20 protein-coding genes are annotated in these 25,941 nt (G+C 32.9%); all 20 read right to left on the reverse strand.

Annotated elements, in window-relative coordinates:
* Nucleotides 1-14: 14 nt before the first annotated feature.
* Nucleotides 15-584, reverse strand: a complete 570-nt coding sequence (locus tag GQR94_RS21190; protein ID WP_158978980.1) for a GNAT family N-acetyltransferase — start codon at nt 582-584, stop codon at nt 15-17.
* A gap of 62 nt (nt 585-646) precedes the next feature.
* Entirely contained in the window at nt 647-1,300 is a 654-nt protein-coding gene (locus tag GQR94_RS21195) for a hypothetical protein (RefSeq protein ID WP_158978982.1), read from the reverse strand.
* A gap of 291 nt (nt 1,301-1,591) precedes the next feature.
* Nucleotides 1,592-3,130: a toxin-antitoxin system YwqK family antitoxin gene (locus tag GQR94_RS21200; protein ID WP_158978984.1), complete on the reverse strand. Its 1,539-nt coding sequence runs from the start codon at nt 3,128-3,130 to the stop codon at nt 1,592-1,594.
* A gap of 277 nt (nt 3,131-3,407) precedes the next feature.
* On the reverse strand, nt 3,408-3,989 hold the full coding sequence (locus GQR94_RS21205) for a hypothetical protein (protein WP_158978986.1): 582 nt from the start codon (nt 3,987-3,989) through the stop codon (nt 3,408-3,410).
* Between the two features lie 214 nt (nt 3,990-4,203).
* Nucleotides 4,204-4,938 (reverse strand): hypothetical protein, encoded by a 735-nt coding sequence (locus GQR94_RS21210; protein ID WP_158978988.1) that lies wholly within the window; start codon nt 4,936-4,938, stop codon nt 4,204-4,206.
* Nucleotides 4,939-5,131: 193 nt separating this feature from the next.
* Nucleotides 5,132-5,794: a CPBP family intramembrane glutamic endopeptidase gene (locus GQR94_RS21215; RefSeq protein ID WP_158978990.1), complete on the reverse strand. Its 663-nt coding sequence runs from the start codon at nt 5,792-5,794 to the stop codon at nt 5,132-5,134.
* A 122-nt stretch (nt 5,795-5,916) separates the two neighbouring features.
* Nucleotides 5,917-6,753 carry a LytTR family DNA-binding domain-containing protein gene (locus GQR94_RS21220; protein ID WP_158978992.1) on the reverse strand — a complete coding sequence of 279 codons (837 nt, stop codon included), beginning with the start codon at nt 6,751-6,753 and terminating at the stop codon, nt 5,917-5,919.
* 257 nt (nt 6,754-7,010) lie between these two features.
* Nucleotides 7,011-7,997 carry a hypothetical protein gene (locus GQR94_RS21225; RefSeq protein WP_029446793.1) on the reverse strand — a complete coding sequence of 329 codons (987 nt, stop codon included), beginning with the start codon at nt 7,995-7,997 and terminating at the stop codon, nt 7,011-7,013.
* Between the two features lie 380 nt (nt 7,998-8,377).
* Complete coding sequence (locus GQR94_RS21230; RefSeq protein WP_158978994.1) at nt 8,378-9,460, reverse strand: DUF692 family multinuclear iron-containing protein; 1,083 nt, start codon at nt 9,458-9,460, stop codon at nt 8,378-8,380.
* The gene (locus tag GQR94_RS21235; RefSeq protein ID WP_029449564.1) at nt 9,445-9,723 is read right to left on the reverse strand and encodes a hypothetical protein; all 279 of its coding nucleotides are present in this window, start codon (nt 9,721-9,723) and stop codon (nt 9,445-9,447) included. Before GQR94_RS21235 ends, GQR94_RS21230 begins: the two co-directional genes overlap by 16 nt.
* Before the next feature lie 173 nt (nt 9,724-9,896).
* Complete coding sequence (locus GQR94_RS21240; protein WP_158978996.1) at nt 9,897-11,129, reverse strand: serine hydrolase; 1,233 nt, start codon at nt 11,127-11,129, stop codon at nt 9,897-9,899.
* A gap of 231 nt (nt 11,130-11,360) precedes the next feature.
* The gene (locus tag GQR94_RS21245; protein WP_158978998.1) at nt 11,361-12,044 is read right to left on the reverse strand and encodes a hypothetical protein; all 684 of its coding nucleotides are present in this window, start codon (nt 12,042-12,044) and stop codon (nt 11,361-11,363) included.
* A 265-nt stretch (nt 12,045-12,309) separates the two neighbouring features.
* Entirely contained in the window at nt 12,310-13,329 is a 1,020-nt protein-coding gene (locus tag GQR94_RS21250) for a hypothetical protein (protein ID WP_158979000.1), read from the reverse strand.
* 472 nt (nt 13,330-13,801) lie between these two features.
* Nucleotides 13,802-17,644, reverse strand: coding sequence for a hypothetical protein (locus GQR94_RS21255; protein WP_158979002.1), 3,843 nt, complete (start codon nt 17,642-17,644; stop codon nt 13,802-13,804).
* A gap of 356 nt (nt 17,645-18,000) precedes the next feature.
* Nucleotides 18,001-18,687, reverse strand: a complete 687-nt coding sequence (locus tag GQR94_RS21260; protein ID WP_158979004.1) for an NAD(P)H-binding protein — start codon at nt 18,685-18,687, stop codon at nt 18,001-18,003.
* Nucleotides 18,688-18,857: 170 nt separating this feature from the next.
* Entirely contained in the window at nt 18,858-19,688 is an 831-nt protein-coding gene (locus GQR94_RS21265; protein WP_158979006.1) for a type II toxin-antitoxin system RatA family toxin, read from the reverse strand.
* 54 nt (nt 19,689-19,742) lie between these two features.
* The gene (locus GQR94_RS21270) at nt 19,743-20,282 is read right to left on the reverse strand and encodes a Crp/Fnr family transcriptional regulator (RefSeq protein WP_158979008.1); all 540 of its coding nucleotides are present in this window, start codon (nt 20,280-20,282) and stop codon (nt 19,743-19,745) included.
* 208 nt (nt 20,283-20,490) lie between these two features.
* Nucleotides 20,491-20,784 carry a hypothetical protein gene (locus GQR94_RS21275; RefSeq protein ID WP_158979010.1) on the reverse strand — a complete coding sequence of 98 codons (294 nt, stop codon included), beginning with the start codon at nt 20,782-20,784 and terminating at the stop codon, nt 20,491-20,493.
* Nucleotides 20,785-21,017: 233 nt separating this feature from the next.
* Nucleotides 21,018-22,574, reverse strand: a complete 1,557-nt coding sequence (locus GQR94_RS21280) for an SDR family oxidoreductase (RefSeq protein WP_158979012.1) — start codon at nt 22,572-22,574, stop codon at nt 21,018-21,020.
* 2,047 nt (nt 22,575-24,621) lie between these two features.
* Complete coding sequence (locus GQR94_RS21285) at nt 24,622-25,938, reverse strand: DEAD/DEAH box helicase (protein ID WP_158979014.1); 1,317 nt, start codon at nt 25,936-25,938, stop codon at nt 24,622-24,624.
* Between the last annotated feature and the right edge of the window lie 3 nt (nt 25,939-25,941).

The raw sequence follows: 25,941 nt of genomic DNA on the forward strand, positions 1-25,941 counted from the left end.
GGTAATTGGTCATATTATTTTCTTTTACGCCACTCCTCGCTAAGAATACTATACATATACGTACCCGCACTAATGCCGTAAGACTGTATGGCATAATTTCTTAAAAGCCCTTCTCTAACCGCCCCTAACTTTTCTACAGCTTTTTGAGATTTAAGATTCTTTATATCTATTCTGAACTCAACCCTTCTCAATGCTAATACATCAAAACAATAGTCTAGGAGTAGCTTTTTGCAACTGCCATTGATACCGGTTCCTTGAAATTGTGCTCCAATCCACGTCCACCCTATTTCTAATCTTTGATGCGGAAAACTAATAGTTCCAAACATGGTTACTCCTATGGGCGTTTGATCTTCCTTATTTAAAATGAGCAATGGATACAGCTCTTTTTTATTTTTGGACTTCATACAGAAGTTCATATACTCCACCAAATCAGTCTTATTTTTTACTCTTGCCCCAAACTCCCCTAACTCCTTATGGTAAGCAATGGTTTCTAAAGCATCCATATCTTGCATCGTTAAAGGGCGTAGTACAACGGACTCGTTTTCAAGTAGTATATCGGAGGAGAAAAATTGTGTTGTGTTCATTTTTGAATTGCTATTTTATAACTTTTTAAATGAATAAGAAGTTAAACACTTAATATATCTTATTATTCCGAGGCTTCCTCCAATACTCTTTCTAGAACACTCTCTTTTTGTCCGTTAGGATATATTATTTCTGCACCATTGTCAATTAAGTATATACTACATTTATAATTTTTAATGCTTGAATTTCCTTCCGCGCTATATATATTTCCTGCTAAAAAAGTTGAAATAATTAAGGATTGATCATTTTTTAAATTTTTCCATAAATAATTTTGTCTTCCTTTTAATTCATTGATAGAGCCTATTTTACTCAATAATTCTCCTTTACCATATTTTTTATTTATTACATCTAAAATAACATGATCATTTTCTAAAAAACCAATTTCAGCTTCAATCTCAATTAGTTCACTTCTTGTAGTATCATTAAAAATAAAAGATACTTGATTCTCTGTTGGAATTTCAAATGAAGAATTATTTATAGATTTTTCTGTTAATAATTTAAATTCCCCAATTTTAAATTTATCCACATTCTTAGTGGAATAAGAAAATAAATATTCAGAAGTAGTACTAAGTCCTTGTTCTAATACGGTAGCTTCTGAAAGTTCATTCCAATCATTTGCTAGGTCAATTTCAAGTACATCTAATACTTTATCTTGTGGACTGCAGCTCGCAAAAAACATAAAAGCAAAAGTGGTTATTAATATCAATTTAAATCTCATTCTAATTATTTTAATTATTCATTTTTAAAATTCAGGAAAAAGTTCTGATTATATAAATTTCTCCCTCTTTGTTTTATTCATCTTCTGTACGTTTTATTTAGAAATTAATGGTACATGCCTAATTGAGAAACTTATTGTTAAATAAACTCCATGGAATCATGATTAAAATCAACCACTTTATAGGTGCCATTTAGTTCTGGTAGTTCCGTTTCAAAAGACATGGTTTTATGCTGCTTACACCGCATGTAATCGATTGACATTTTACCCACTATGTACAAAATTATGCCACAACTACTCCAATCGTATTTCCTGATAGCCAATTTTCTTAAATTCCTTAGCTTGTTTTGGTTGTCTAATTCCTGCCCTGTAATACTCTAAAGTAATCGTGTTTATTTCTGTATTAAAAAAATACCCACTGTAAGGCTTACCATTTTTAAAAACACCTGGCGCTATTTCTTTTCCATCATTATCTAGAAAATTGTATTCAATTCCTGTTTTTACATCGTTCTTATAAATTTCATAGTACGTATAATCTTTATAAGACATCCATTTCTTTTGCATTACAATTTTTCCATTTTTATAGTGTAAAACAGTACGATGTTTGTCTTTTATGAACCCTTCAAAAGGTTCATCATTCTTATACACCATATCGTAAAATTCACGATCTATATTAGAATAGATACTACTCTCTCCGTCTTTCTTTCCGTTTTTATAATAAAAATAAGCGAGTGTTTTATTTTTATTGATATCGCTTATCTCACCATAATAAGACTCTTTGCCTTCTTTTAAACCATCTTTTAAGGTAAAAACTACACTGGTTTGACTGTTATTAAAATAGGTGACAAATTGAAACGTTCCATTATGAGGTTCCTCATTTACAAAATTACCATCTGTGAAAATAGAGTCTTTCAAATAGGTTTTACTATTTTGTATTTCACCTTCTTTATACGTTTTAATATAATACAATTCGTCTTCTGACTCTTCAGATAAACGGCTATCAGCACTAAAAAAAGAACCATTAAATGGATTGCCATATTTTGTAGTTCCTCTATAAAGAATTTCACCTCTTTTGTCAAAAAATAGTTCCTCATCTGAGGGTTTTGCATAGCTACGAAAAATATCTTTTATATGTTTTATCCCAAGGACATACCCACATTTTTTAGAAGGATAAAATTTGATTTTCTTTTCTTTTACTATTTCTCCACTCTTACTATAATAAACTGTTCTATTATTACGCTTATTACTCACATCACGATACTCTTCATAGGCTACTTGTTTTGTATCTTCATAGATTAACTTTCGTTCTATAAGCTTCCCTTCTTTATAGGTTGTAAAACAATTTGTCACCCCTTCAATTGGTCTACCGTTTTCATAAATACAAGAGGTAACTATTTCCCCTTTTTCATCATAGTAATTAGAAATACCATTTAGGTCTCCCATAAAATAATGTTCTTCCCTGTAAATGTTACCATTTTCATAGTATTCTTTATAATCTCCGTACTGCAAACCATCAGGAGCTATGTTACTATTTAAAAAGTAATGAGCAATTTGTTTTAAGTTTCCGTTTTCATGAAACCATTTTACTTCTTCTACTAAAATACTTTCATCTTCCTTTCTTGCCCAACCTATCATTTGTGGCGCTCCAGAGATATAATAATCTTTAATCAATACTAAATTATCTTTTTCTTCTAGTGGTAAATTACGATAATAAGCAGCATCATCCTTTGTTGTTTGCTCCCAATTGGTATTAAAATATATTGTTTCTTTTACTTGACTATATGCTAAATTGAAAAGTAAAATGCTAAATATTGTAAGTATAATTTTTTCCATTTTCAAACTCGAATACGATTAAATTTTATAATTATTTTACTTTGATAATTAGTCTATTTATTAAATTTTTGCACTCTCAGCAAATGAATATAAGTATCCATAGCTAAATTTTCCACACGATATTAACTGTGGTTTTTTTTGCGCGAAAACAGTTGCAAATTGAGAAAACAACAGCACCAGTAATCCCTTTTTTACCAACACTAAAAAGTTAAGTATATCTAGTTATCTTGTTTGTTATTAATTATTAAAAGTACGTTTAGCACGTACTCGCTATGTTTTATACATGTTTTTGTAACACGTTTTTATTGCCACTTCTAACAAAAATTAGACTGAAACCAATTATAGTTATCGCATATCCAAAAATCAGTCGGAAAGGGAATGGGATGATATGCCACAAAATTAGATTAGCAATGAAAATAATTACTATTCCTATCTTACTGTTTTGAAAGTAATTAAAACTTAAAATCAATAAACCAAGATTGAAAATTTTAGAGCTTGGTCCTATGCTCATAAAAGGTTTCCAAATTGATGAAACTTTCGAGATATGATTAGTGAATTCATTACGCATTTCTTCGTTTGGAAAGCTCCACCAAATGAAGTCTAATACACACATTCCAATAATACAAACAATGCCTATTAACGTTAAAGGAATTCCGATTAAGCTAAAGATTTTTTTTGGAAAAGAAACTACTTGAGGAATTAGTAAAACTACTCCAACCAATAAAAACCAATGTGCAAAATCAATAGGTTCTTGAGCGTACACAAAATCATTTCCGTTTGACAATATAATCTGACCAATTAGAAAGAAAACCAACCCAATTATAAAGGATATTTTGTATGTCATTTCAGTTATGTTCATTATTTTGTTTTAATGTACTACTATGGCTGAGCTTAGCGTAGTAGGGAGGCAAGGAAATTTTTCGTTTCCATCTACGCACGAAGCTAAAACTTTTTACCTGCCTGCCAGCGAAGCTTGTTTAGTTTTATTTTTTCTTGTTCAAAACTAAATCTATAAGATTTAGCGGATAAGAGTAAAAGTACGAATTTTCGATTTAGTAGGGTCTCCGCATACCCTATAGGTCACGTTGCGTGCGTTGTACTTTATTTTCAATTTCATCAAGTAAATTTTCTTGTAAATTCGATAGAGTAATTATACCAAGTTTTTGTTCATAAGTTAAACTTAAGATTTTTATGAAGTCATTTTTATAATCTTCAGAGTCAGATGTTTTAGCCTTTAGATTATCAACATCTAATAATAATATATTTACTTGCTCAAGTGTTAGCCAATTCATTATGCCACTTCCAAAAAGTCTATGCGTGCTGCCAATTTCTTCTTTATAAATTGACATCATAATTTCTTCTATGAGTGAATTCGACTTAATCACAATTTTCGATGTTAAAATGGATCTCCCAATGGATAAATGCGGTTCCCTATAAACACATTCTTCGTAAATCAGATAAGGCAAGAACTGATTAATTACTTCTATTATTTTACCATTTACTTCGTAGAAATCCTTGATTCTAGAATTTTTAATTGAGTTAAAATCAGCGTAAAGTTGATATTCTTTTTTTTCGGATTTTAATATTTCCAGTAGTACTTTATTAGATTTAAAGTCTGTTGTTAAACTTTGGAAAAAATCAATGGTACTATCAATCTCGTTATCAGTAATCTTCTCTGAATACCAATTACTATAAGGTTTTGAATTAATGAAATCAATTATATAGCCTTTATCTTCAATAAGTTGAGGAACTATTTTTTTATAAAATTTATCTACATCAAATAGGTAGATAGTATTCCAATCGCTCATTTTTTTAGAGTTGGTTTCATTGCATACAACATACGGGTAACCATATGTTTATTGTATTATTTAATATTCATCTTAAACCCATAGGTAAATGGTTAATCAATTTTCTTACTACTTTTTATAGTATAGAAAATCCAACCTCTAAATTAGACCTATAGCCCTACCAGCTTCTCCAATATATTATTAGTTGGAATCGTTACGCCAAACCAAAGTAAATGCAAATTAAGGCAAAAGTGTCAAAAAAGCCGTGAACAGCAATGATAAACCACAAATCGTATTTGCGCAGGTAGAATATCAAAGCTAAAAGCGATCCCACAAACCCAGCAACCAATTGCCCTGTAATTCCTTGATAACTATGCATAAAACCAAAAAAACAAGCAAATAGGACGATATTAAGGATTATACTGACTTTGCTTTCCCCAAAGAATTTTACAAATTGCCGCATAAAATACCCGCGAAAGATAATTTCCTCCCCAAATCCTGCCGTAGCCCACACTACCAATAAAGCAATTAAACAAGATGGAAGATTACCTTCTAGTTGCTTAAAGCTTGAATAATCTATAGGAACCCCTGTGAGTTTTGTTATTCCAGGAACCACAGCAAAGACATAAAAAGCAAAGAGTCCTAGTGCTACTAATGGAGCAAGTACAAAGATGTTTTTTAGCGTGAATTTTTCACGTTGAAATCCAAGCGCTGAAAATAGTTTGCCTTTATATTCTATATAATTCGCTATGATGATTAGTATAGAAATTACGATATTTTCTATCATACCAATTTGGAGGGGTCCAAACCATATAAAGCAGATAATTGCGAGGGTGATTAAAGGAATTAATGCTTGTTGTAAGGTAATTTTGTTCATCGTGTTTGTTTTATTTCTAAGCGAAATAAAGAACAAAACCTTTAAGAATCTCTTTAAAAATGGGCGTTCTTACTGAATGGTCGTAAATTTAGAGCTGAATAGTCGGTCGTTGTAAGTATCTTTTATGAAAACCAATCCATAAATGCTTTTCGTTTGTAGCGACTGATATTAATTTCAGCAATTGCATCGTTCTTAACAGCAGCTTTTAGCCGAACACGCAACTTGCCATTTTCAATTTTTTCAATTTGATCTACCGCATCTTTATGAATGATAATTTGCCGGTTGGCTCTTAAAAACAATTGATCGTTCAATCTTTCTTCGAGCGCATTCAATGTAAAATCAGAGGTTATTGTTTTACCATCATTTTGAACAGCGTACACAATTTTGTTTTCGCTGTAAAAGCACGCAATATTTTCATAGGTAAGCTTCGTAATTTTTGCGCCACTTTCAATAGTTATTTCGGCATCTTTTATAGATAACTGATATAAATTGTATAGGTCTTGTGCATACAGTAAGCTTATCATAATAAAACTTAATACTAAGGTGATTAGCAAACCAATCACCAAATAATAGAGCTCCGTTTGGCCACCTGTAACTATGTTTAAAATAATATTGACAGGAATATACATGAGTGTACTATATCCTAGCGTAGAAGCCATAAACCATACAATTGTGACAATTTCTACCTTTTTAGAAAAATGCTTTTTCTTGTAATATTTAAAATTAAGTTCCGCTATGATTCCTATAAGAATGCATAAAGCAATAGACGATAAAAAACCTTCTAGGGGAAATCTATACGCATCTCCATTTGGAAAACTTTCTTGCGATGCTAAATGATTTACCACTAAAGAGAAAATCGTAAATGCAAGTACTTTCTGAAACCAAGGCCATGCAGCACCGCTGATAATTGTATGCCATAATGTTTTAACCGTATTCTTAGTGGGTCCTGCTGTACTCATGAATTAGAAGCTCTTTTTAGTCCACCTATTTTAGGATGCGGTTTTGCTATTGCAGCTAACGTTAAATATAAGAAATAGTAGGGCAGGTAATTAGCGATACATTTCGAATTTATACTTAGCCAAATATAAATATTTTGATTTTACCTTTTCTATCATAAACGCCAAATTTTATATTTAGCGGACTTTGTTACTATGCACAGAACTTTCGATTTTGCCCTAAAGTCGACATTACGATTTGGCTGGGTTGTGCTTAGTTCTTATTCGCATTGTATCGTTATCCATTCCATTAGTTCGTCTTTATCTACCGAAATCCAAGTTGCAGCGGTATTTTTTTTCTCCGTTTTGCTGTCTTGCGGATAAATTATTTTTAATTCTGCGTTTTCATTTTTAGCTAGTTTCATTTGAGCAATAAGTCCAACCATATCTGGAGCATTATTGTCTATGGTAGTTTTTCTTTTCTTTTCTAACCAATATTCTATGGCAATTTCCATATAAGCTCGGATTGGAAATTCCTGAAAATATTGAATGTGCCTATCTGTTTCGTCTGAATAACTGTAAGTCGAAAAATCAAGGTAGCTTTCAAGATTTGATTTTGGTGTACCGTTTAGATGCTTCTCTAGAACATAATTAGAGAAAGTACCTTCCCATACGGCTCCTTCTTCAAAATTTATTCTTCTGTCTCTTTTGCCTTCATTATATTGTCTTACCCAATCTAAAGGTGCATCACAAATAATTAGTCCGGAAATGTTTAATGAAAACTTGGGTTGAGTTTTTTTAATGTATTCCACGTACTTTAATGCTCGGTGCCCAGATAAACCCACTCCAATTAGAAATACATTTTTATTTGGCAGATAGTTTTTTTCAAATGCATTTTTGATTGTTTTGTGTGCATCGATAATGGAGTTGTTGGAAAAAAAGAAGTCTAATGGAATTTCTGTTGAAACAGATAAAACAGCAAACCCAGCTTTATTCGCTTGAGAATACATTTGTTTTGCGCTAATATTTTTATTTTCAAAACCCGAGTCTTCCAAAAAAATAATTACTCCTGAAATATTCTTTCCATTCTCGGGTTTCGCAAGTGTATATCCTGTTTCAATATACTTTAGAAAATCACTATCCAATTTTCCTATTCTTATACTGTCATTTTGCGCCTTTTGATATTCTTCTATGATATTTTGTCCATTGGTTTTTGAAAACGAAAATACTAACAGAAATATAAGTATTGATTTGATTCCAATTTTCATTTTTTCTTTCTTTTTGGTTACTAGGCTCAGAGTTGAGCACAACGTACGGATAATCGTGTGTTTGCCTTTTCGATTAATAATTCTATTGATGCCGTATATATTCAGTTATTCAATTTTTCTATTGCTTTTAAACGTGGCTATTCCTAGTACCTAAATAAAACATATGGTTTACAACACGAAAATTTATTGTGGAATATCACAGCACTAATATAGAAAATAATGCTATTTAAAACCTTAGGAAAAACAGTAGAAATAAAAAAATAGAAACCCGTTAAGGAAATACTGGATTGTTCTTTGCTTCAATTATGAGTTTTACTCTTTACAAATTAAAGTCTTTTAAAAAAGGGATATATCTCCTTATTTTATATTTATACTGTTGGCTAATAGTTGTTCCATTTTTCATAAAGCTTTGTCGCTACCTTCCACATATCTTTATCCCATTCAGAATTTGTCTGATAGGTACCTAACGCGATGCTTTCACGCAGTGCTACTTGTGCTTGTAAAAGTTCTACATCTATTACTGGTGGGCCTAAAATTGCAGCAACTTGCTTCTTTTCTTTAGGTGTAACACTAAACACTGTAGCATCAATAATTTCTCGTATTTTTTGAAAATCAGCTCTAAAATCTATTCCATCCTTTTCTGTTAAGAAAGAATCTTCAATCTTTTCAAAAATTATAAATGTTAAGAATGGACATATTTTTAATACCTCTGGCAATATTTCAAGTATTACTTCTGGAATTCTACCATCATGTGTGTCTCTTCGTATTTTTCTAGATAATGTGGGGTCAGTGTCCCAACTACCCCCTGAAATGTGAAGCTCTTTAACCAATGATAAAGGGTAAGACTTGATTATGGTCATCATATCAATATTAAAATTCTCTGATTGACAATAGATATTATGAAGATCAAGAATAACAAATCCATTAACCGGATTTACCAATTTAAAAAGAAACTCTCCCTGTTCCAAAATATCAGCTACATTAGCCGTTAAAGCCAAATTTTCTATTCCAACATCTACCTGAGCAGTAGCTTGAAGTCGTTTTAATCTATCTATGCCTATTTGAAGTACAGGATTAGATAACTGAATGGGTAGCGGAAACCCGCTATGAGCATTAGCACTACTCATAAGTCCAAAATGCTCAGAAATTTGACAATACTTGTGGGACAAAGTTTCCTGCCTCACTTTTTTAAGCCAATTTTCTTGTCTAGAACTCCAATTAGCATCTAAAAGAGAGTAAAACACTCCATGTCCAAGAAGCCTATTTTTCTCTCCATACTCTTTAAGTAAAAGTGATAGCCATGCAGGCTCATCCGCAGCGTCTTTTAATGTGTCGAAAGACCATTCTATAATTTCAATTTTCTCTCCTGCAAAAAGCGGTAAAGCAGCTTCTAAAAATTTTAGGCTAGGTGCTATAGCAATACCCAGTTTAGGTTTTTTAATGCCCATTATCCTCTTCCGCATGCTGGACAACCAAAACGAGGAGAAGATTCAACTCGTAATGCTAATATAGAATCTCTTCTTACTTTCTGTTCATGAATCTTGATGGAATCATTTTTTCGTCTCTGCTCCCTTAGTTTAGTTGAATCTTTAACTGGTGTTGACAATGAGATTTCAGTACTATTTTTAGTTGGAACAAGGCTGTCTTTGACAACATTGCTTACTTGTGCAGACACACCAATTCCTGAAGAAATCATACTGGCTAATAATATATTCGAAAGTTTCATAGGCTATATTTCGTATTTATAAGATATTGTATATCAAAATTAATGCCAACGATTATGATAGTGTAAGTAGCCCGATTAAAAGATTTTGCCACTTTATAAATATACGTAGACCTTTTGATTAAATACTAAACGTCCTATTTGCAATTCATAATATGCTGCTAACTTATATTTATTTATTTATTTATTGTGTTTTCATAAACTGACAAGGATTCCCATATTTCTTCTATTTCTGGCCAAACATCATCACTAAAATCCGTATCTGTATTAATAATTAATATTTTTCCAGTTTCTGTTTTAGGATTAAAATACATTGCTGTCATCACTCCAGGGTCAGAACCATTATGACCAATTATTTTCTCCTCAACACCCAAAAATTCATCTCTAAACTCCATGAATATTCCGAATTCTCCGTCAGTTTCTTTCTCGGAAACTTTTTGTTTTTCAAATAATTTATCATAGCTCTGTTTGGTTAACAAAGCTCCCTTACCGTTGTAGCCTTTAATTAACTCAGACAGGAATAATCCCAAATCTTTGCTTGAAGTAATAAAGCCACCATCCGCATAAGTAATTAAGGAGTAATCGGCTATCATCATTTCTTTATTTGCAAACAGCTTAGAACGCCTTGTGGTGTCAATATCCTTTGATGACCAACCAGAAGATGACATTTTTAATGGCTTTAATATATTGACTTTTGTAAAAGATTGATAATCTTGACCCGTTGCAGATGCAATTATCTGTGCACAAAGCGCGGCAGCTATATTTGAATATTCCCTTTTTTCTCCCGGTTTTGTATTTGAAAATGTGTCATTAGTGTACCATTTACCTTTTACAGTAAGGCTGTTTTCAATATATTCTAACAATGAAATCTTTGTTTCAGGTTTATTAAAGTAATCAAATACACCTTCATTTTCTTCATGTTCAGATTTTTCTAGAACATATGATTTTCCATATATCTCGTCAAGATCAATAATTGAAGAAGTGTGATACGCTAAATGTTTAATTAAAATAGGATGATCAGGATAATTTGGATTAACAATTTTGAAAGGCAAATATTTATTTATTGGGTCGTTCAAATCTAATTTTCCTAGTTCTTGAGCTTTTAATAAAGATATTCCAATTAGTGTTTTGGATATTGAACCTATGTTTTGAATTGTATTTGACGTGTAAGGATTATTTTGATCAATATCGGTAAATCCGAATCCTTTATCATAAATCAATCCTTTATCATCCACTACGGATACTGAAAAACCAATAATAGCATCTTTATCAAATGCTAGTTGCAAGTTTTTAGTCAATGTATCGTTTATTGCCTTATAATTTTTTTTTGATGTTTCTTTTGGTTCTATTTTTTCTTTACACGAAAATAATGTTATTGAAATAATAAGTAATAAAAATAGATTTTTCATTCCAGGTGCTTTTTATTTAATTTGATGTTGTTTTGAAACTTGCTGACAACGGTTGAGCTCGTATATAAGAATTAATGCTAAAAATAAGTGATAATTTTCAGATGAAACACAAGCTTAATGTTCCTATTTTTCTTTTATTTTTTCTCTTCGAAGCGAAATTTTTAGAATTTATAGTTTCCATAAATAAACAAAAACCTATCGAAAAGCCTATAATAGTTATAGTATAAAATGCTAGCAACTGGCATTTTTCGCAATCCACTCGTCAGCTACTTTTTCGACATACTCTGTAAATGTATTTATGATGTCATAATTGTAAAAAGTATATTCTGGTTGCCCAGTAATTGGTGTAATGTCATCAAAACAATGGTCTGAAGCAAATAGCATAATTTTATTAGTTCTAGGATGATAAAAGGTCATATTCCCATTTGCCTCTTCCGCAAAACAAATCAAATTAGAGTGTTCTATCGGTTCGATATTTTCTTCCCCGCAAATCTCTTTATAATATTCATTCCAACTTCCAATTCCGAAACTGCATTCAGTTCCGATAAACATAAAATTTTGATTATTTGTTAGAGAATCTTCTGGTTGATTAAACGACTCTTGAATTCCACCAATGTTTTGTAATAAAATTTTATGTTCGGCACTTAATTTATCTGATATTCCTTCTAAATCCTCAACTTTATTTAACCATCCAAATATTTCGTCATCAATATCATTCCAAGCAAACAAAATATGAGGAACATTATTTATCAGCAGAAAAGTTTTTCGGGAACACTCAATCAGTTTTGTCAATTTTGGAAATATGTGTTTGAAATCAGCTGACAATTCGAGGATGTTTTCTTCATATTCAATTTTGTCATTTTCTTGAAAAAACCAACTTATATCTTCTATAAATGCCTTTAAATCTTTGTTCATAGTTGGTTTTTCTGCTTGTTGCTAACGTTAAAGCTATGATTAGTGCGGAGGCAAGGAAACTTTTCGTTTCCGTCTGCGCACAAAGCTAAAGCTTATTGCCTGCCTGCCGGCGAGGCTGGTGTTGTTTTTTTTTCTTGTCCAAAGCTAAATCCATAAGATTTAGCAACTTCATAAACCTGTCTGCCGACAGGCAGATATATACAGACCTTTCGATTTTGCCCTAAAGCCCGCATTACGTTTAGGTTTTGTTGTGCAATCTTGTTCGTTAATAGTATACAATTTTACGTATTGTAATGTCTGATAATTCTTGGTCTTTAAATCGAATCCTTTTTACCCAATTATCTTTTTTATCAAATTTGTATTCAAATTCTTCATATTTATCAATAAAACTGTTTCCCGTACTGATGTCTTCCAACACAATATTACCGTAAGCATCATATTCAATTATTTTGTTGCCTTTTAACGAGCCATCTTCATTAAAACCTTTCCATTTAATATGTCTTTTCTCTTTATCATAGCAATCTATCGATTTGGCGGATAAGGGACTTTCATTTCTGTATGTTGTAACTATTTCGTTTTCTCCATTCATTTCAAAAACCTCCGTTATTTTTAATTTTCCATTTGAATCATATTCTTTATGAATTCTTGAGCTGTCTTTAGTATTAAATTCAAATGTTGTCCTTGAGCTCAATTTACCTCCTATATATAATAAAACTAATGTCTTATTTCCTAAACTATCATAATGGAATAATCTTTCACTTTTTATTTCTCCATTAGCTTTATACCACACTCTTTTTTCTAATTTATTTAAATCATTAAAAATGAATTCTTCTCTGGAGTAAAGAGTGTTCTTTGGCGAATAAAATCGTTCTTCAATTTTATTGTTATTTCCATCGTAAGTGTAATTATACATATAGTCATTACTTTCAGATTTGATTAAATTCCCCGAATGGTCATAATCATATTTTGTCTCCTGTTCTAATTTTGAATTATTGAATTGATATTCCTTTCGTTCCGTAAGATTACCGCGTCGGTTAAAAGAGTATGAATTGGTTATAACTAAGTTGTCATTAATATTTTCATCTCCTTTGATAAGTATATCTCTCAATCTATATTCATTAATTGTCTTAGGTTGACCATAAATATTCTTTGATTTGAGGTCATTATCGATACCTTGTGCAAATTGATTATTGATATTATTAGTTAAACTGTTGGGATTTTTAGCCGTACTTTCATTACAGCTAAAAAAAGCACAAAAGATAGAAACTATTATTAAGTATTTCATTTTATCATAGGGTCAAAATGTTACACAACATGCGGATAACCGTATGTATACAGTTACTCAATTTTTCTATTGCTTTTAAACGTTGCTATTCCTAGCACCTAAATAAAGCATATGTTTCACAACACTAAAATTTATTGTGGAATATCATAGCACTAATATAGAAAATAATACTATTTAAAACCTTAGGAAAAACAGTAGAAGTGAAAAATAGTAACCCATTAAGGAAATACTGGCTTGTTTTTTTGTTTTAGTTCTTCTTAAAATCTGTCCTTTGCTATTGCAAAATCTGGCAGACCCTATGGTGAAACTTACATTTCTATATTGCCTGAATAAATAGAGGATAAATCGAATAAAAAAAGCTCAAAGAATCTGTTTTTTGAATCTATGAGCCTAGAATAATAGTGTCTCAGATTAAAGAAGAATTTACTTGTTTTTTACCTCAATTCTTTGTTGTGCTTTCGTGTTTGTCTATTTATAAATACATTTCTTCATCTCGATTTTTTTCTTGTCTGATTTGTTCATCAGCATAAGATAAATATTTAGAAGCCCAATCAGAAATTAATGGTATCTGATGATTTTCTATAGATTTGAATAATTCTTTTTTTGCTTCCAAAAGTGGAACTACTGAACCCGTCCATGAATATGTTCCCATATTTGAACTTAAATGTCTTAGAACATCTTCAATATCACCAAACTCATCAATAAGTCTTTTTGCGGTTGGATGCCATGTTGAATACTCATTATTATTGTTTCCATAGATTGGTACTAATTCAGCTAAGCGAGAAGGGGCAAGTGGTTGGTTTGATTTACACCATTCAAATATTGATTCTATATCGCCATCAAATAAAACCCCTATACTTCTTCCAACCCCTCCAATATGAGAACCAAGAATATGTTTTAAACCATAGAATTTAATATAGTCGTCATCTGTTGAAAGTAAGGCTTTTGATAAATCACTCCAAATCGTATGAAAATGGGTTTCCATAAGAACTTCATAAACTCTTTGGACGTCATTGTCAAGATGGTATGAATTTTCCCAAGAAATTGAATCAATTATAGAATTATTGATAAACTTAGCAAACTCTAATTCTTGATTTGAAGACAAAATAGAACAGATGGTTTGTGACCATTTGTAGTTATCTAATTGTCTTATTTCTTTTTTGTTAGCTCCTAATCTAAAAATACACTCTTTGAATATGGGTAGCAAAGAAGCCTTTAACTCATCATTGTTATAACCTAAATTAAAATATAAGTCAAATACCAAGGCGTACCCTTCGTCCCCATAATTGAATAGTTTTTTGCTGAATTTTTCAAGTTCTTTTTGATTACAGTGACCAAGTGAATAACTATAACTGAACACATTAAAGTTGTCTAGTTCACATTTAGAACTATCAATTAATTCAAATAATAAGTAGAAAAACTCCTTTCCTTTATTGTCAATTGAAAGGAAATAAAAGAGTAGATAATTTAGCTCTGCATTATTTGAAAGTGACTTGTAGAACGCCTCTTTAATTTCATCACTCGCCTCAGATATGAAGCCACCAAAAACAGAAACGTTTCTATCTTCTTTTTTTAAGTCAAGTACTATTTTTATAGATAGGTCAATAAATTCATTTAATTTTTTAGGATTGTCACTAATCAGTTCATAAATCCTCTTACCAAAGTGATAGGAATATATTTGTTGATTGGTATAAAATATTGGAAAATGGGATTCCCATGAAATTTCTTCATTAATAAATTCATCAGCTAGTTCGATTATAGCTACTTTAACTTTCTCGCTAGAATAAGATTCATCATTATCCAAATGATAAGAATTTGAAATTGTACTGTATCTAGTTTTGAAATCTGTTTTTGTTAAAGACTTAATGAGAGCCTCCATATTTGCAAGTGACTCCTCTGTTAAATGCGCTTTTTCATATTTTCTAGCAAATTTCAATCCTTTCAGTCCTTCGTCCCAATCATTTTCTTTGATAATAGCTATTTCTTTAATGAAAGGAATTATAATGTGACCTAGTCTGGCATTACAGATTGACCTTACGCTATTAGCAATCGAATCACTTGCAAATTTTGAATTACTATCATCTGATTTAATTATTGATGTCAGTTTTGTTAAAATATTAGTCCAGTACTCACTTATCTCTGCCCAACTTGGTTGATAATCAATCAGCTTTTTACTTCCCTGACTTTCAGACCCTCCCATTCTGCTAAAATGACCGAAATCTAATCCAGATTTCATTGCTCTAATTGCGAGCTCATAATATTCCTGATTACCTTTATTTAACCCCCATTGAATTATTTCCCAACGTTCTTGAAGGTTGGCTTCTGTTCCTGCTAAATAAATTTTGAATAAATGAAGAAATTGACCAGTGGCATTATTTGACCAAGTTTCGTTTTCAGCTATTGCAAAGGAAAATAACACTTTCGCACTTTCATTAAAGGTTCTTCTGTCAAAGCATAACTTTTCAAGAACCCAAACAATATTTCTCCTTCCCGTATCTATTTTTAGTAATTCATCTTTTGTTTTATTTGAGAAAAGTCTCACCAAGTTTTGAGAAACGGCTACTGGATTCACTTCAACAAATGAGCGGAAGAGGCGTGAACCCAGCTCTGAATTTAAAACTTCCGCATTATCGAAAGGGCTTTGAGGCCCTACAATTTTGTCAATGATTAAAACAGCTTTATCGTTATAACCGAGATACTTCATTTGTTCGGCTATAGCTTCCGAAAGATTTTTTCTATCAGGGTCTTCTAATTTGGCAATATTTGTAATTACATTTAGAAGCCTATCGGGTGTGCATGGTTCAAGCCATTCTTGAGCCAAGGACATTGCTAGTGGAAAAGGTCGTAGACCTATTAATCTTCCTTTTCGTTCAAATATTTCTCGTTTTAAAAAATGTGAGCATGTATCATGAAATTCATTAATTTTTATCTGATCTTCTCCGGTTAAACTTGTGATGTTTATATCTGTTGCAATAAATTCAAGTTGTGATTTTAATTCATCTTCAATTCCAAAATAATTAAAGATAGAACATGATTTTAGGATTGTTCTAGACCTTTCATTTTGTCCTTTTGCTCCAAGAAGTTTATCAAGAAGTTCTTTATCATCTAGTTTTCCAATAAATTTTTCTCCATTTTTTATACTCTCTCCAATAAGAACCGCCATTAAAGGTATCCCCTGAGAAAATTCTTTGATTTTCTCGATATTGTCTTTCCCCAGTACCTCAAAATCTTCTGTTAAAATCTGTTCAACAATTGATGATAAATCTTCTTTTTTAATTAGAATATAGTTTACTCCATTTATCTTGTCTTGCTCAAGCTCTTCAGGATTAGAATCAATTGTAATTAGCGAAATGATATTGTTCTCATTTTGAATGAAATGAAGAAGTTGTCTGTGCAGTGTTCTTGAACAATTATCTAAAATAACTATCCTGTCTTCCTTTTCTTTTGTAAGCTTTGTGAAAATTGACTGATAATCAGCGCTGGAATCGTAATTACAGTTTAGATAAAGAACTCTACTATTTAGATTGATTAATTCTTCCGATTCATTTGCTCTAAATGCTTCAAGTAATATTCTGGTTTTACCTAAGCCCGATAAACCAATTAGCCGTATACTTTCATTTGGTTTTTTAATCCCGTTTTTTATTTGACTAGTAATCTTATTTATTATCTCATTCTCATGATATTTTTGAGATGTATTTGTTAAAGATTTCCAGTCTTGCCATACTGCCAATGGTTTATATCTATCTTTTTGATGTTGAAGCGCGAAAATTGCCGTTTCTTTTAAAGCCCCAGTTAAGCCAGAGATTAATTGACCATGAGCTTTTTCTTTGTCGTTATATTGGGATGAGTATTTATATTCTAATGGAAACCTTAAATGCTTTAAGTCAAAAGGTATGTTGTCGGGATTTTCATTGGGAGAGCCATATGAGTTATTAAGTACACCTATTATCTTTTCTTCACCAATAGCTTCATATGCAATACCATATTCATAAAAAACATTGTTATTTTGAAATGGTTTGTATTTATCTCCTGTTATTTTTCTAAGAAATTGTTTGAAACGATTAACGTGATTTACAACAGATAAGTCCGCGATAAAAATGTCACAACTTGGAATTCTTTCGTCTGCAATTTTTGCAGCAACCTGCACAGAGCCTGATTCTCCTGTTATACCCTCTTGTATGATGAATTCAACACCCTTTAGTTCAGGTTTGTTTTTAAGTTTCTTGACTGACTTTTTTATGCAATCTAGAATGAAGTACTTGTTGTATTTCGAATCTGTTGTCATCTGCCAAGAAAAGAATATTTTTACTTTCATATTTCAGTTCTAGCTTTATTAATGGGTTTTTTCTGCATGAAACTCAACATACGCATAACCGTATGTTTACTGTTTTGTTTACTATTTCTATTAAAACCGCATACATACGGTTACTCCATTTATATGCTACTTTTTAAATATAGCAATCCCAATACCCAAATTAAGGCGTGGCGAAAACTACATAAAAACTTGTGGGGGAATTATTACATTGCTAATATAAAACATAATCCTATTCCAAACCTTGCGGGTTTCCGCAGAAGTGAAAAAAAAGTTTGAAAATGTAAAAATATGATCACCAATTAAGAGAGCAATGGTGTGTTTTTTTACCTGAATTGGTTGATAGTACTGGGCTCCTTTTATTCCTTTTCAGCGGTTGTATAAAATTGGTCCCATTGTAAAATTTCGTAGGCTTTGGCATCTTTAAAAATATTTTTTGCCATGGCCTGCCCTAGAACATGCACCGGAATTCCACGGTATTTGCGTAATCCTCCTCTAAGAAAAGGCTTTAAAAGTGGCCAAACTTTTAAGGTAATGGCTTGAGCCATTCCGTACCTGTTGGTTGGCGTTAAAATCATTGAAGGTTGAAAAACACTTAATCGCTCAAAATTTAAAGCTTTTAATTCTTCTACTAGTTCGCCTTTTGTTCTTAAATAAAAGGATTTAGATTTAGAACTTATGTCTACCGAAGCTAGTAATTCAAAATGTTGAATGCCTGCTTTTTTACAGGCTGTAGCAAAATTCAGTACCGCTGTTTTATCAATTTTTATAAATTCTTCTTTACTCACTTTTGAGGGTTCACCAACGCCTAAAGTACAAATGGCTGCAGTGTGTCCCTGTAAATACTCCTGGTACGAGGCGGTATCGAAGATGCTTATTTTATGCTGTTGTACAAAAGCTGCATTTATATTAGGAATAGGGGTTCTCCCCAGTACTGTTAACCGACTGATGTACTTTTCTTGCAGTAAGGCTTGTAAGGTTTCTGTACCCACAGCACCACTTGCCCCTAACATTACTATGGCTGTTTGATTGGATTTTAAAGTCATTGCTTTCTTTTGTTCGCTTGAAATTATTATAGCCTTGGAGGAAACAGTTCTTGATCTAAAAATTGCAGATGTATAGGGACTGCTTTTCAGCATACAATATACTCTAATTTCGCAACAAACGGCTCCTACAACTTCTAAATCACTTTTGCTTCTTTACCGTCTAGCGGTAATTATTTCTGCTCTATTTGCTGCTGCCAATTAGCAAGAAGTTGCTCCCCTGTTTTGCTAAACTTCCCTCTAAGAATTGGGTGAAGCAACCAGTTTTGGAATTTCTTTTTATACTCAAATTCAAAGACCATTATTACTTTTGTTTGCGTCTCATCAATTACCTCCATTTTCCAGTTTCCTTTCAAGTTTTTAAAAGGATAAGGATAATCGGGAACAGCAGTAAGCACTTCAAAAGTATATTCCGCTTCTTCCACCCATTTAGAACAAGTTTCTGTCCACCTATCTTTTCCGTGGCTACAACTGCGAACCATCCCCTCCCCTTTACCAGAGATTACTTTAACAGCATCAATATTTGGTGCTACGACATGGTAATTTGCTACGTCAGAGATAACTTTCCAAACGTTTTGCTTACTAGCTTTAAAAGTTCTTTCGAAGCTTAATTGTTTCCTCCCCTTTTTAGAGTTATGGTCTGTTTGCTCAAGTGCTTTCGCTTGGTTGATTGCCATAAATAAAACAATCAAGGCCACCACAGCAATCGTACTGTTTCCTGTTCTTGAAATTTCAAATGGGTGAAAAATTAAAAGGATACAGCTCGCTAGAATCCAAAGGAAATCCTGAATAATTATCGCTAATACACCCAATGGTTTTTGCCTTTTCATTTCATAAACAATGAGGAAAGAAAATAAAATTAGCGCGGTACCTATAATCCAAAATACAGCGGTATTAGCGCTGTCAAACAAATGAGCAATCTGTTTGTTTTTGGCGACTAATAGAATGCCTGAGAGTCCTGAAAATAGCGCGTTAAGCCGAAGTGATTTTTGCAATTGATTCATCTTAGAATTTTTAACAAAGTTCTTAAGTGTGAAGCAATTTTCTCTTGACAAATGTTAGGAAATTGGGTTGACTAGATTTTTTCTGAGTCTGCTTAATGATTCAGGAGCAATCCCTATCATGGACGCAATATAGTGAAGAGGAACATACTGAAAAAGCTCAGGTTCTTCTTCCATTAAGTTTTCAAACCTTTCTTTCGCGGTAGTATGTAATTGCGAAAACATACTTTTCTCTAGCAAAGCAAAAGAATGCGCCAAAAGTAAATTGTCAAATTCAAGCCATTTTGGTTCCGTTTTACAGAGTTCCATATGTTTCTCTCTACTGATGACATATAGGGTACAATCAGTAATAGCCTGAATATTCCAAAAATTTGGGGTTTGAAAAACGAAGCTGGACACCGAAGTAATAAATTTTCCGCTACTTCCTATCCAAAAGCTAATTTCTTTTCCATCGGCAATGTCATACATTCTAAGATACCCCGTCGCTATAAAAGCCATTTCTCGGCATACTTTTCCTGACTGCAGCACGTATTCATTTTTCTTAATTTCAACCTTTTCAAATTTGGACAAAACCCTTTCTAAGGATTCCTTGTCCATACTAACTTGTTTTGTGATACAGTCTTCAAGTAGTTTCATTATCTAAGTACCGTCAAGGGTGGGTATAGGGTTAATTGCTTGGTTTAAACAACTAAACTAGCAAATAATTTTTTAGGGTGCTATCTACTGGGGCAAACTTTCAAATGTTCGTGCTGCCATTTCTTCTTGTTTCGGTTTTTTTACCTGCCTGGCGGCGTGCGCTTTCGTATTAAAAAAGCTTATTCATTTTGAATACGGACATAAAAATGAGCATTCCTAGTGTCGCCAATACATGAAGTCCAAAACCCACATAATTTATGACTTTTACATAGGTATTGGTAGAATACCCTATGATGGAATACAGAGCGAATATTAAAATACAGGCTTCTACACATAATGCACATGCTTCTCTAAATTCAAAATAATGCTCTTGTATGTTCAGATTTTTGTTGATCCAAAAAATAAGTATCCCTGCTACAACAATTGCATTTAAATAAGAAATAAAAAGAGTGGTCTTTTCCATTTTATATCCAAGGATAGGGGCGGCTAAATGGCAAAGTAAAATTAGAACTATTACTACGTTTACAGTGCTGTCATTCATAACTTATAATTGGTATTTTCTATTTTTTTCGCTTGTAGGTACCATACCGCTAACCGTAAAATTATTCTAATCGTTGTTCGTTATGTCAAAACAGGAACTACCCAATTTCTTTAGTACGATACGTTGTTTTCGGTGATGAGCAGAAGTCCTTTAAACTACCAATCTATAGGGAAATAATCTTTTAAGAATTTACCTGCCCAATGCTTTCCAGTATTAATGCCATCAAATAAAGGATCCATAACCCGTGCAGCACCATCAACAATATCTAATGGTGGTTGAAAATCTTGCTCTTCTTGCTTCTTCTTTGCCAAGGCAGCAGGATCTTCATCGGTGACCCAACCCGTATCTACCGCATTCATAAAAATACCTTGCTTGGCTAAATCGCCTGCAGCCGTATGGGTTAACATGTTTAAAGCCGCTTTTGCCATATTGGTATGCGGATGGCGCGATTCTTTAAAAGCACGGTGGAATTTGCCTTCCATTGCCGTAACATTTATAATATGTTTTTGCCCTGTAGGATTCTTTTTCATCACCTCTGCCAATCGGTTACACAAGACAAAAGGCGCTACCGCATTCACCAACTGTACTTCTATCATTTCTGTAGTTTCTATTTCACCCAATTTCAAACGCCAGCTGTTGGTATTTCGTAAATCTACCTGCTGCAAATCGGCATCCAACTCCCCTTCCGGGAATACTTCTTTGGCTACTAAAGCATTATCAAAACTATAGGGTATCTGCGAGAGTTGCGCCGAAGCTCGTAGTCCTATTCCTGGTTCTGGACCATGCCACGTCACTGGCATATTCTGGTTCGGAGACGCCGTAGTGGTTAGTTGCGTTAACTCTTCTAAACAACTGTTATGATCTTGCAATAGTTCTTGTGCAAACTTAGGTAGCGTTGCTATCGGTTGTTCTTCATTGGCCATTAAATGGTGGTAGAACCCTGCTGGCCTGCGTACCGTTTGTGCGGCATTATTAATTAGAATATCTAAATGGTCATACTGCTGTTCTATAAAATTACAGAAGATTTCTACACTAGGAATATGACGCAAATCTAATCCGTGAATTTTTAAGCGGTGCCCCCATTCCATAAAATCGGCCTCTTTGGAAAACCGTAAAGCAGAATCTACAGGAAAGCGCGTAGTTGCAATAACGGTTGCTCCGCCACGCAATAACATTAAGGTGATATGATAGCCTATTTTTAAGCGAGAGCCGGTAATGACCGCCACTTGCCCTTTTACGTTCGCGGATTGGAAACGTTTGGCATAATTAAAATCGCCACACTCCGTGCACATGGTATCGTAAAAGTGGTGCAGCTTGGTAAAAGATGTTTTGCAGACATAGCAATTACGAGCAATTTCTAATTCTTGCTGTTCTTTATGTACTAATTCTGATGCTTGTAGTAATTTTGGTGCGGTAAAAATATGCGCTTCTCGTGCATTACGGATGCCGGTATCTTTACGTGCCACACGGTCCATCTTATCTTGCTTGCGTTTGTTTGCTTTTTTGGCGTCCTTTTTCCGACGGGAAAACTCGTCTCTATTTGGTCTAGAAAATTGTCCGGTTACTTTAAGGAGTTCCGTTCTTTGTTCAAGGGGAATATCAAAAATTTGATCCGTATTTTTTACGAGTTGCGCTAATACGGCAATGCATTTTTCTATCTCTTCAGTGGAAATAGGAGGCGTAATTGAAGGGTCTTCAGCGTTTAATTTCATATAAATCTTCATTTTTTATAAAAAATGAATTAAAAAATCTTACTATACTATGGAGCATTTTCTGCTGTACTAAAACTTCTCGATACTAATTATTCATCCGCTATCGCTACTGCAAAATTCACTCGAAGTGACAGCGATGTGCTGATTTGTAATTGAGAAGCATTAGCACTACTACTCTCTTTATTTAATACTTTATACTTAATACTCGTTACTTATAACTCAAATGTCAGTTCGAGTGATTTTCGATAGAAAATTGTATCGAGAACTTTTTACTACTCGAGTACTTCTCGATACTAATTACGCAGCCGCTATCGCTACTTCGTAATTCACTCGAAGTGACAGCGGTATTCTGATTTGTAAAGGCCAAATAACTATTACTTTTTTCACTTTGTACTAGTTACTAGTATCTAAATTTCAATTATCTGTTCATTTTTTTCATCGATAAAAAAACGAACCAAACCTGCCTGCCGGCAGGCAGGAAAATCTAGGCTGACGAAACTAAGTCTAAATTTTTCTATCAATCTCCTGAATTTCAGGAACTCGCTTTTAACCATCAAGAAAAATAAAACCTAGCGTTAAGCTCAAACAGCCTGAAATTGCTACGGATATTTCAATTCAAATTTTACGACAAATTTTCGATAGGCCGTTTTTTAATTCAACTAAAAACAGCAATCAGACTTTCATACATTGTACTCTTTACTTAATACTAAGTACTCGTTACATACAACTCAAATGTCAGTTCGAGTGGTTTTCGATAGAAAATTGTATCGAGAACCTTTTACTTCTCGAACACTTCTCGATACTAATTACGCCTCCGCTATCGCTACTGCATAATTCACTCGAAGTGACAGCGGTATTCTGATTTGTAATTGAGAAGCATTAGCACTACTACTCTCTTTATTTAATACTTAATACTCGTTACTTATCACTCAAATGTCAGTTCGAGTGGTTTTCGATAGAAAATTGTATCGAGAACTTTTTACTACTCAAATACTTCTCGATACTAATTACGCATTCACTATCGCTACTTTATAATTCACTCGAAGTGACAGCGATGTGCTGATTTGTAATTGAGAAGCATTAGCACTACTACTCTCTTTATTTAATACTTTATACTTAATACTCGTTACTTATCACTCAAATGTCAGTTCGAGTGGTTTTCGATAGAAAATTGTATCGAGAACCTTTTACGACTCGAATACTTCTCGATACTAATTATTCATCCGCTATCGCTACTTCATAATTCACTCGAAGTGACAGCGATATTCTGACTTGTAATTGAGAAGCATAAGCACTACTACTCTCTTTATTTAATACTTTATGCTTAATACTCGTTACTTATAACTCAAATGTCAGTTCGAGTGGTTTTCGATAGAAAATTGTATCGAGAACTTTTTACTACTCGAATACTTCTCGATACTAATTACGCATCCGCTATCGCTACTTCATAATTCACTCGAAGTGACAGCAGTGTGCTAATCTGCAATGGCTTGATCACTAGTATTCTTTTTACTTTGTACTATTTACTAGTATCTAAATTTCAATTATCTGTTCATTTTTTTCATCGATAAAAAAACGAACCAAACCTGCCTGCCGGCAGGCAGGAAAATCTAGGCTGACGAAACTAAGTCTAAATTTTTCTATCAATCTCCTGAATTTCAGGAACTCGCTTTTAACCATCAAGAAAAATAAAACCTAGCGTTAAGCTCAAACAGCCTGAAATTGCTACGGATATTTCAATTCAAATTTTACGACAAATTTTCGATAGGCCGTTCTTTAATTCAACTAAAAATAGCAATCAGACTTTCATACATTGTACTCTTTACTTAATACTAAGTACTCGTTAGTTATAACTCAAATGTCAGTTCGAGTGGTTTTCGATAGAAAATTGTATCGAGAACCTTTTACTACTCAAATACTTCTCGATACTAATTATTCATCCGCTATCGCTACTGCAAAATTCACTCGAAGTGACAGCGGTGTGCTGACTTATGATTGAGAAGCTTGATAACTATCACTCTTTTTACTTAATACATTAAAAAAGAAACTACTCCAAAATTGTAATTCTAACTTTTTTCTTTTTCAATTTTGTATTGTTCAATTTTCGTACTAACTCATCCGCAATCGCTAAAGGAACGGCAACAAAAGCACAATCTTGTTTTAATTCTATAGTTCCTAATTGATCTTTATTAATTTCGCCTTGCTTAAAGAACAATCCAGCAATATCTCCTTTAGAAATCTTATCTTTTCTACCACCAGAAATAAATAAAGTCTCCCAATATTGTGGTTTGCGAGGTGCTTTTACCGCAATATTTGCACGATTAGGATTTTTAATAAATTCTGGAAATTCCTCTTTTTCCCAACGCATTACATAGGCAGTACCTTTAGTATTTACACGCGCTGTTCTACCATTACGGTGCGTAAATTCTTCCTCAGAAGCTGGCACATCATAATGAATAATATATTTAAGCTCAGGCACATCAATACCTCTCGCTGCTAAATCTGTGGCGATTAAAAGTTGACTCGTACCATTTCTGAATTTGATTAAGGCGCGGTCACGATCATACTGTTCCATCTCTCCTGAAAACGTAGAATGGCTAATCTTCTTTTCCGTCAAAAATTTGTCTAAGTACTCTATATTTTCTTTTAGATTACAAAAAACAATCCCTTGCTCATTCCCTAAATGCATTACTAAATCTAAAAGGGTTTGAGATTTGTTTCTTAAAGGAGAAATTACCGTTTTAATCTCTAATTTAAGTGCTTTTTTCTCTTTCAAGTAATTGATAAGTACTGGCTTGTCTAAACGTACAAATGGAGGAATCTCTATATTCTGAGTGGCAGAAGTTAAGATTCTTTTATTGATACGGGGTACGTTGGCAATAATACCCTTCATCTCATCAGAAAAACCTTTATCTAAACATTTATCAAACTCATCTAAAATTAATGTTTTAATACTTTCTTTAGAAAAACGATCGTTCATAAAATGATCTAGAATTCTCCCTGGAGTTCCTATTAAAATAGCCGGATTATGTTTTAATTCCGACTTATCTTTTGCCATAGTACGCCCACCATACACCGCATTCACTTTAAATCCTGTACCCATGATTCTAAGTACCTGCTCTATTTGTATGGCTAACTCTCGAGAAGGCACCACAATTAAGGCTTGCACTTCATCAATAGTAGCATCCAATGTTTTTAATAAGGGTAATAAAAATGCTAATGTTTTACCGGTTCCCGTTGGTGAAAGTAAAATGGTATTGGTTGTTTTCTCTATAACAGCAATAGCTTCCACTTGCATTGGGTTCAATTGATGGATGTTCAGTTTTGCTAAAATATCCTCTTGATCTTTTATACTATTCGCCATTGC

It is taken from the genome of Cellulophaga sp. L1A9 (assembly GCF_009797025.1).
Classification (GTDB): domain Bacteria; phylum Bacteroidota; class Bacteroidia; order Flavobacteriales; family Flavobacteriaceae; genus Cellulophaga.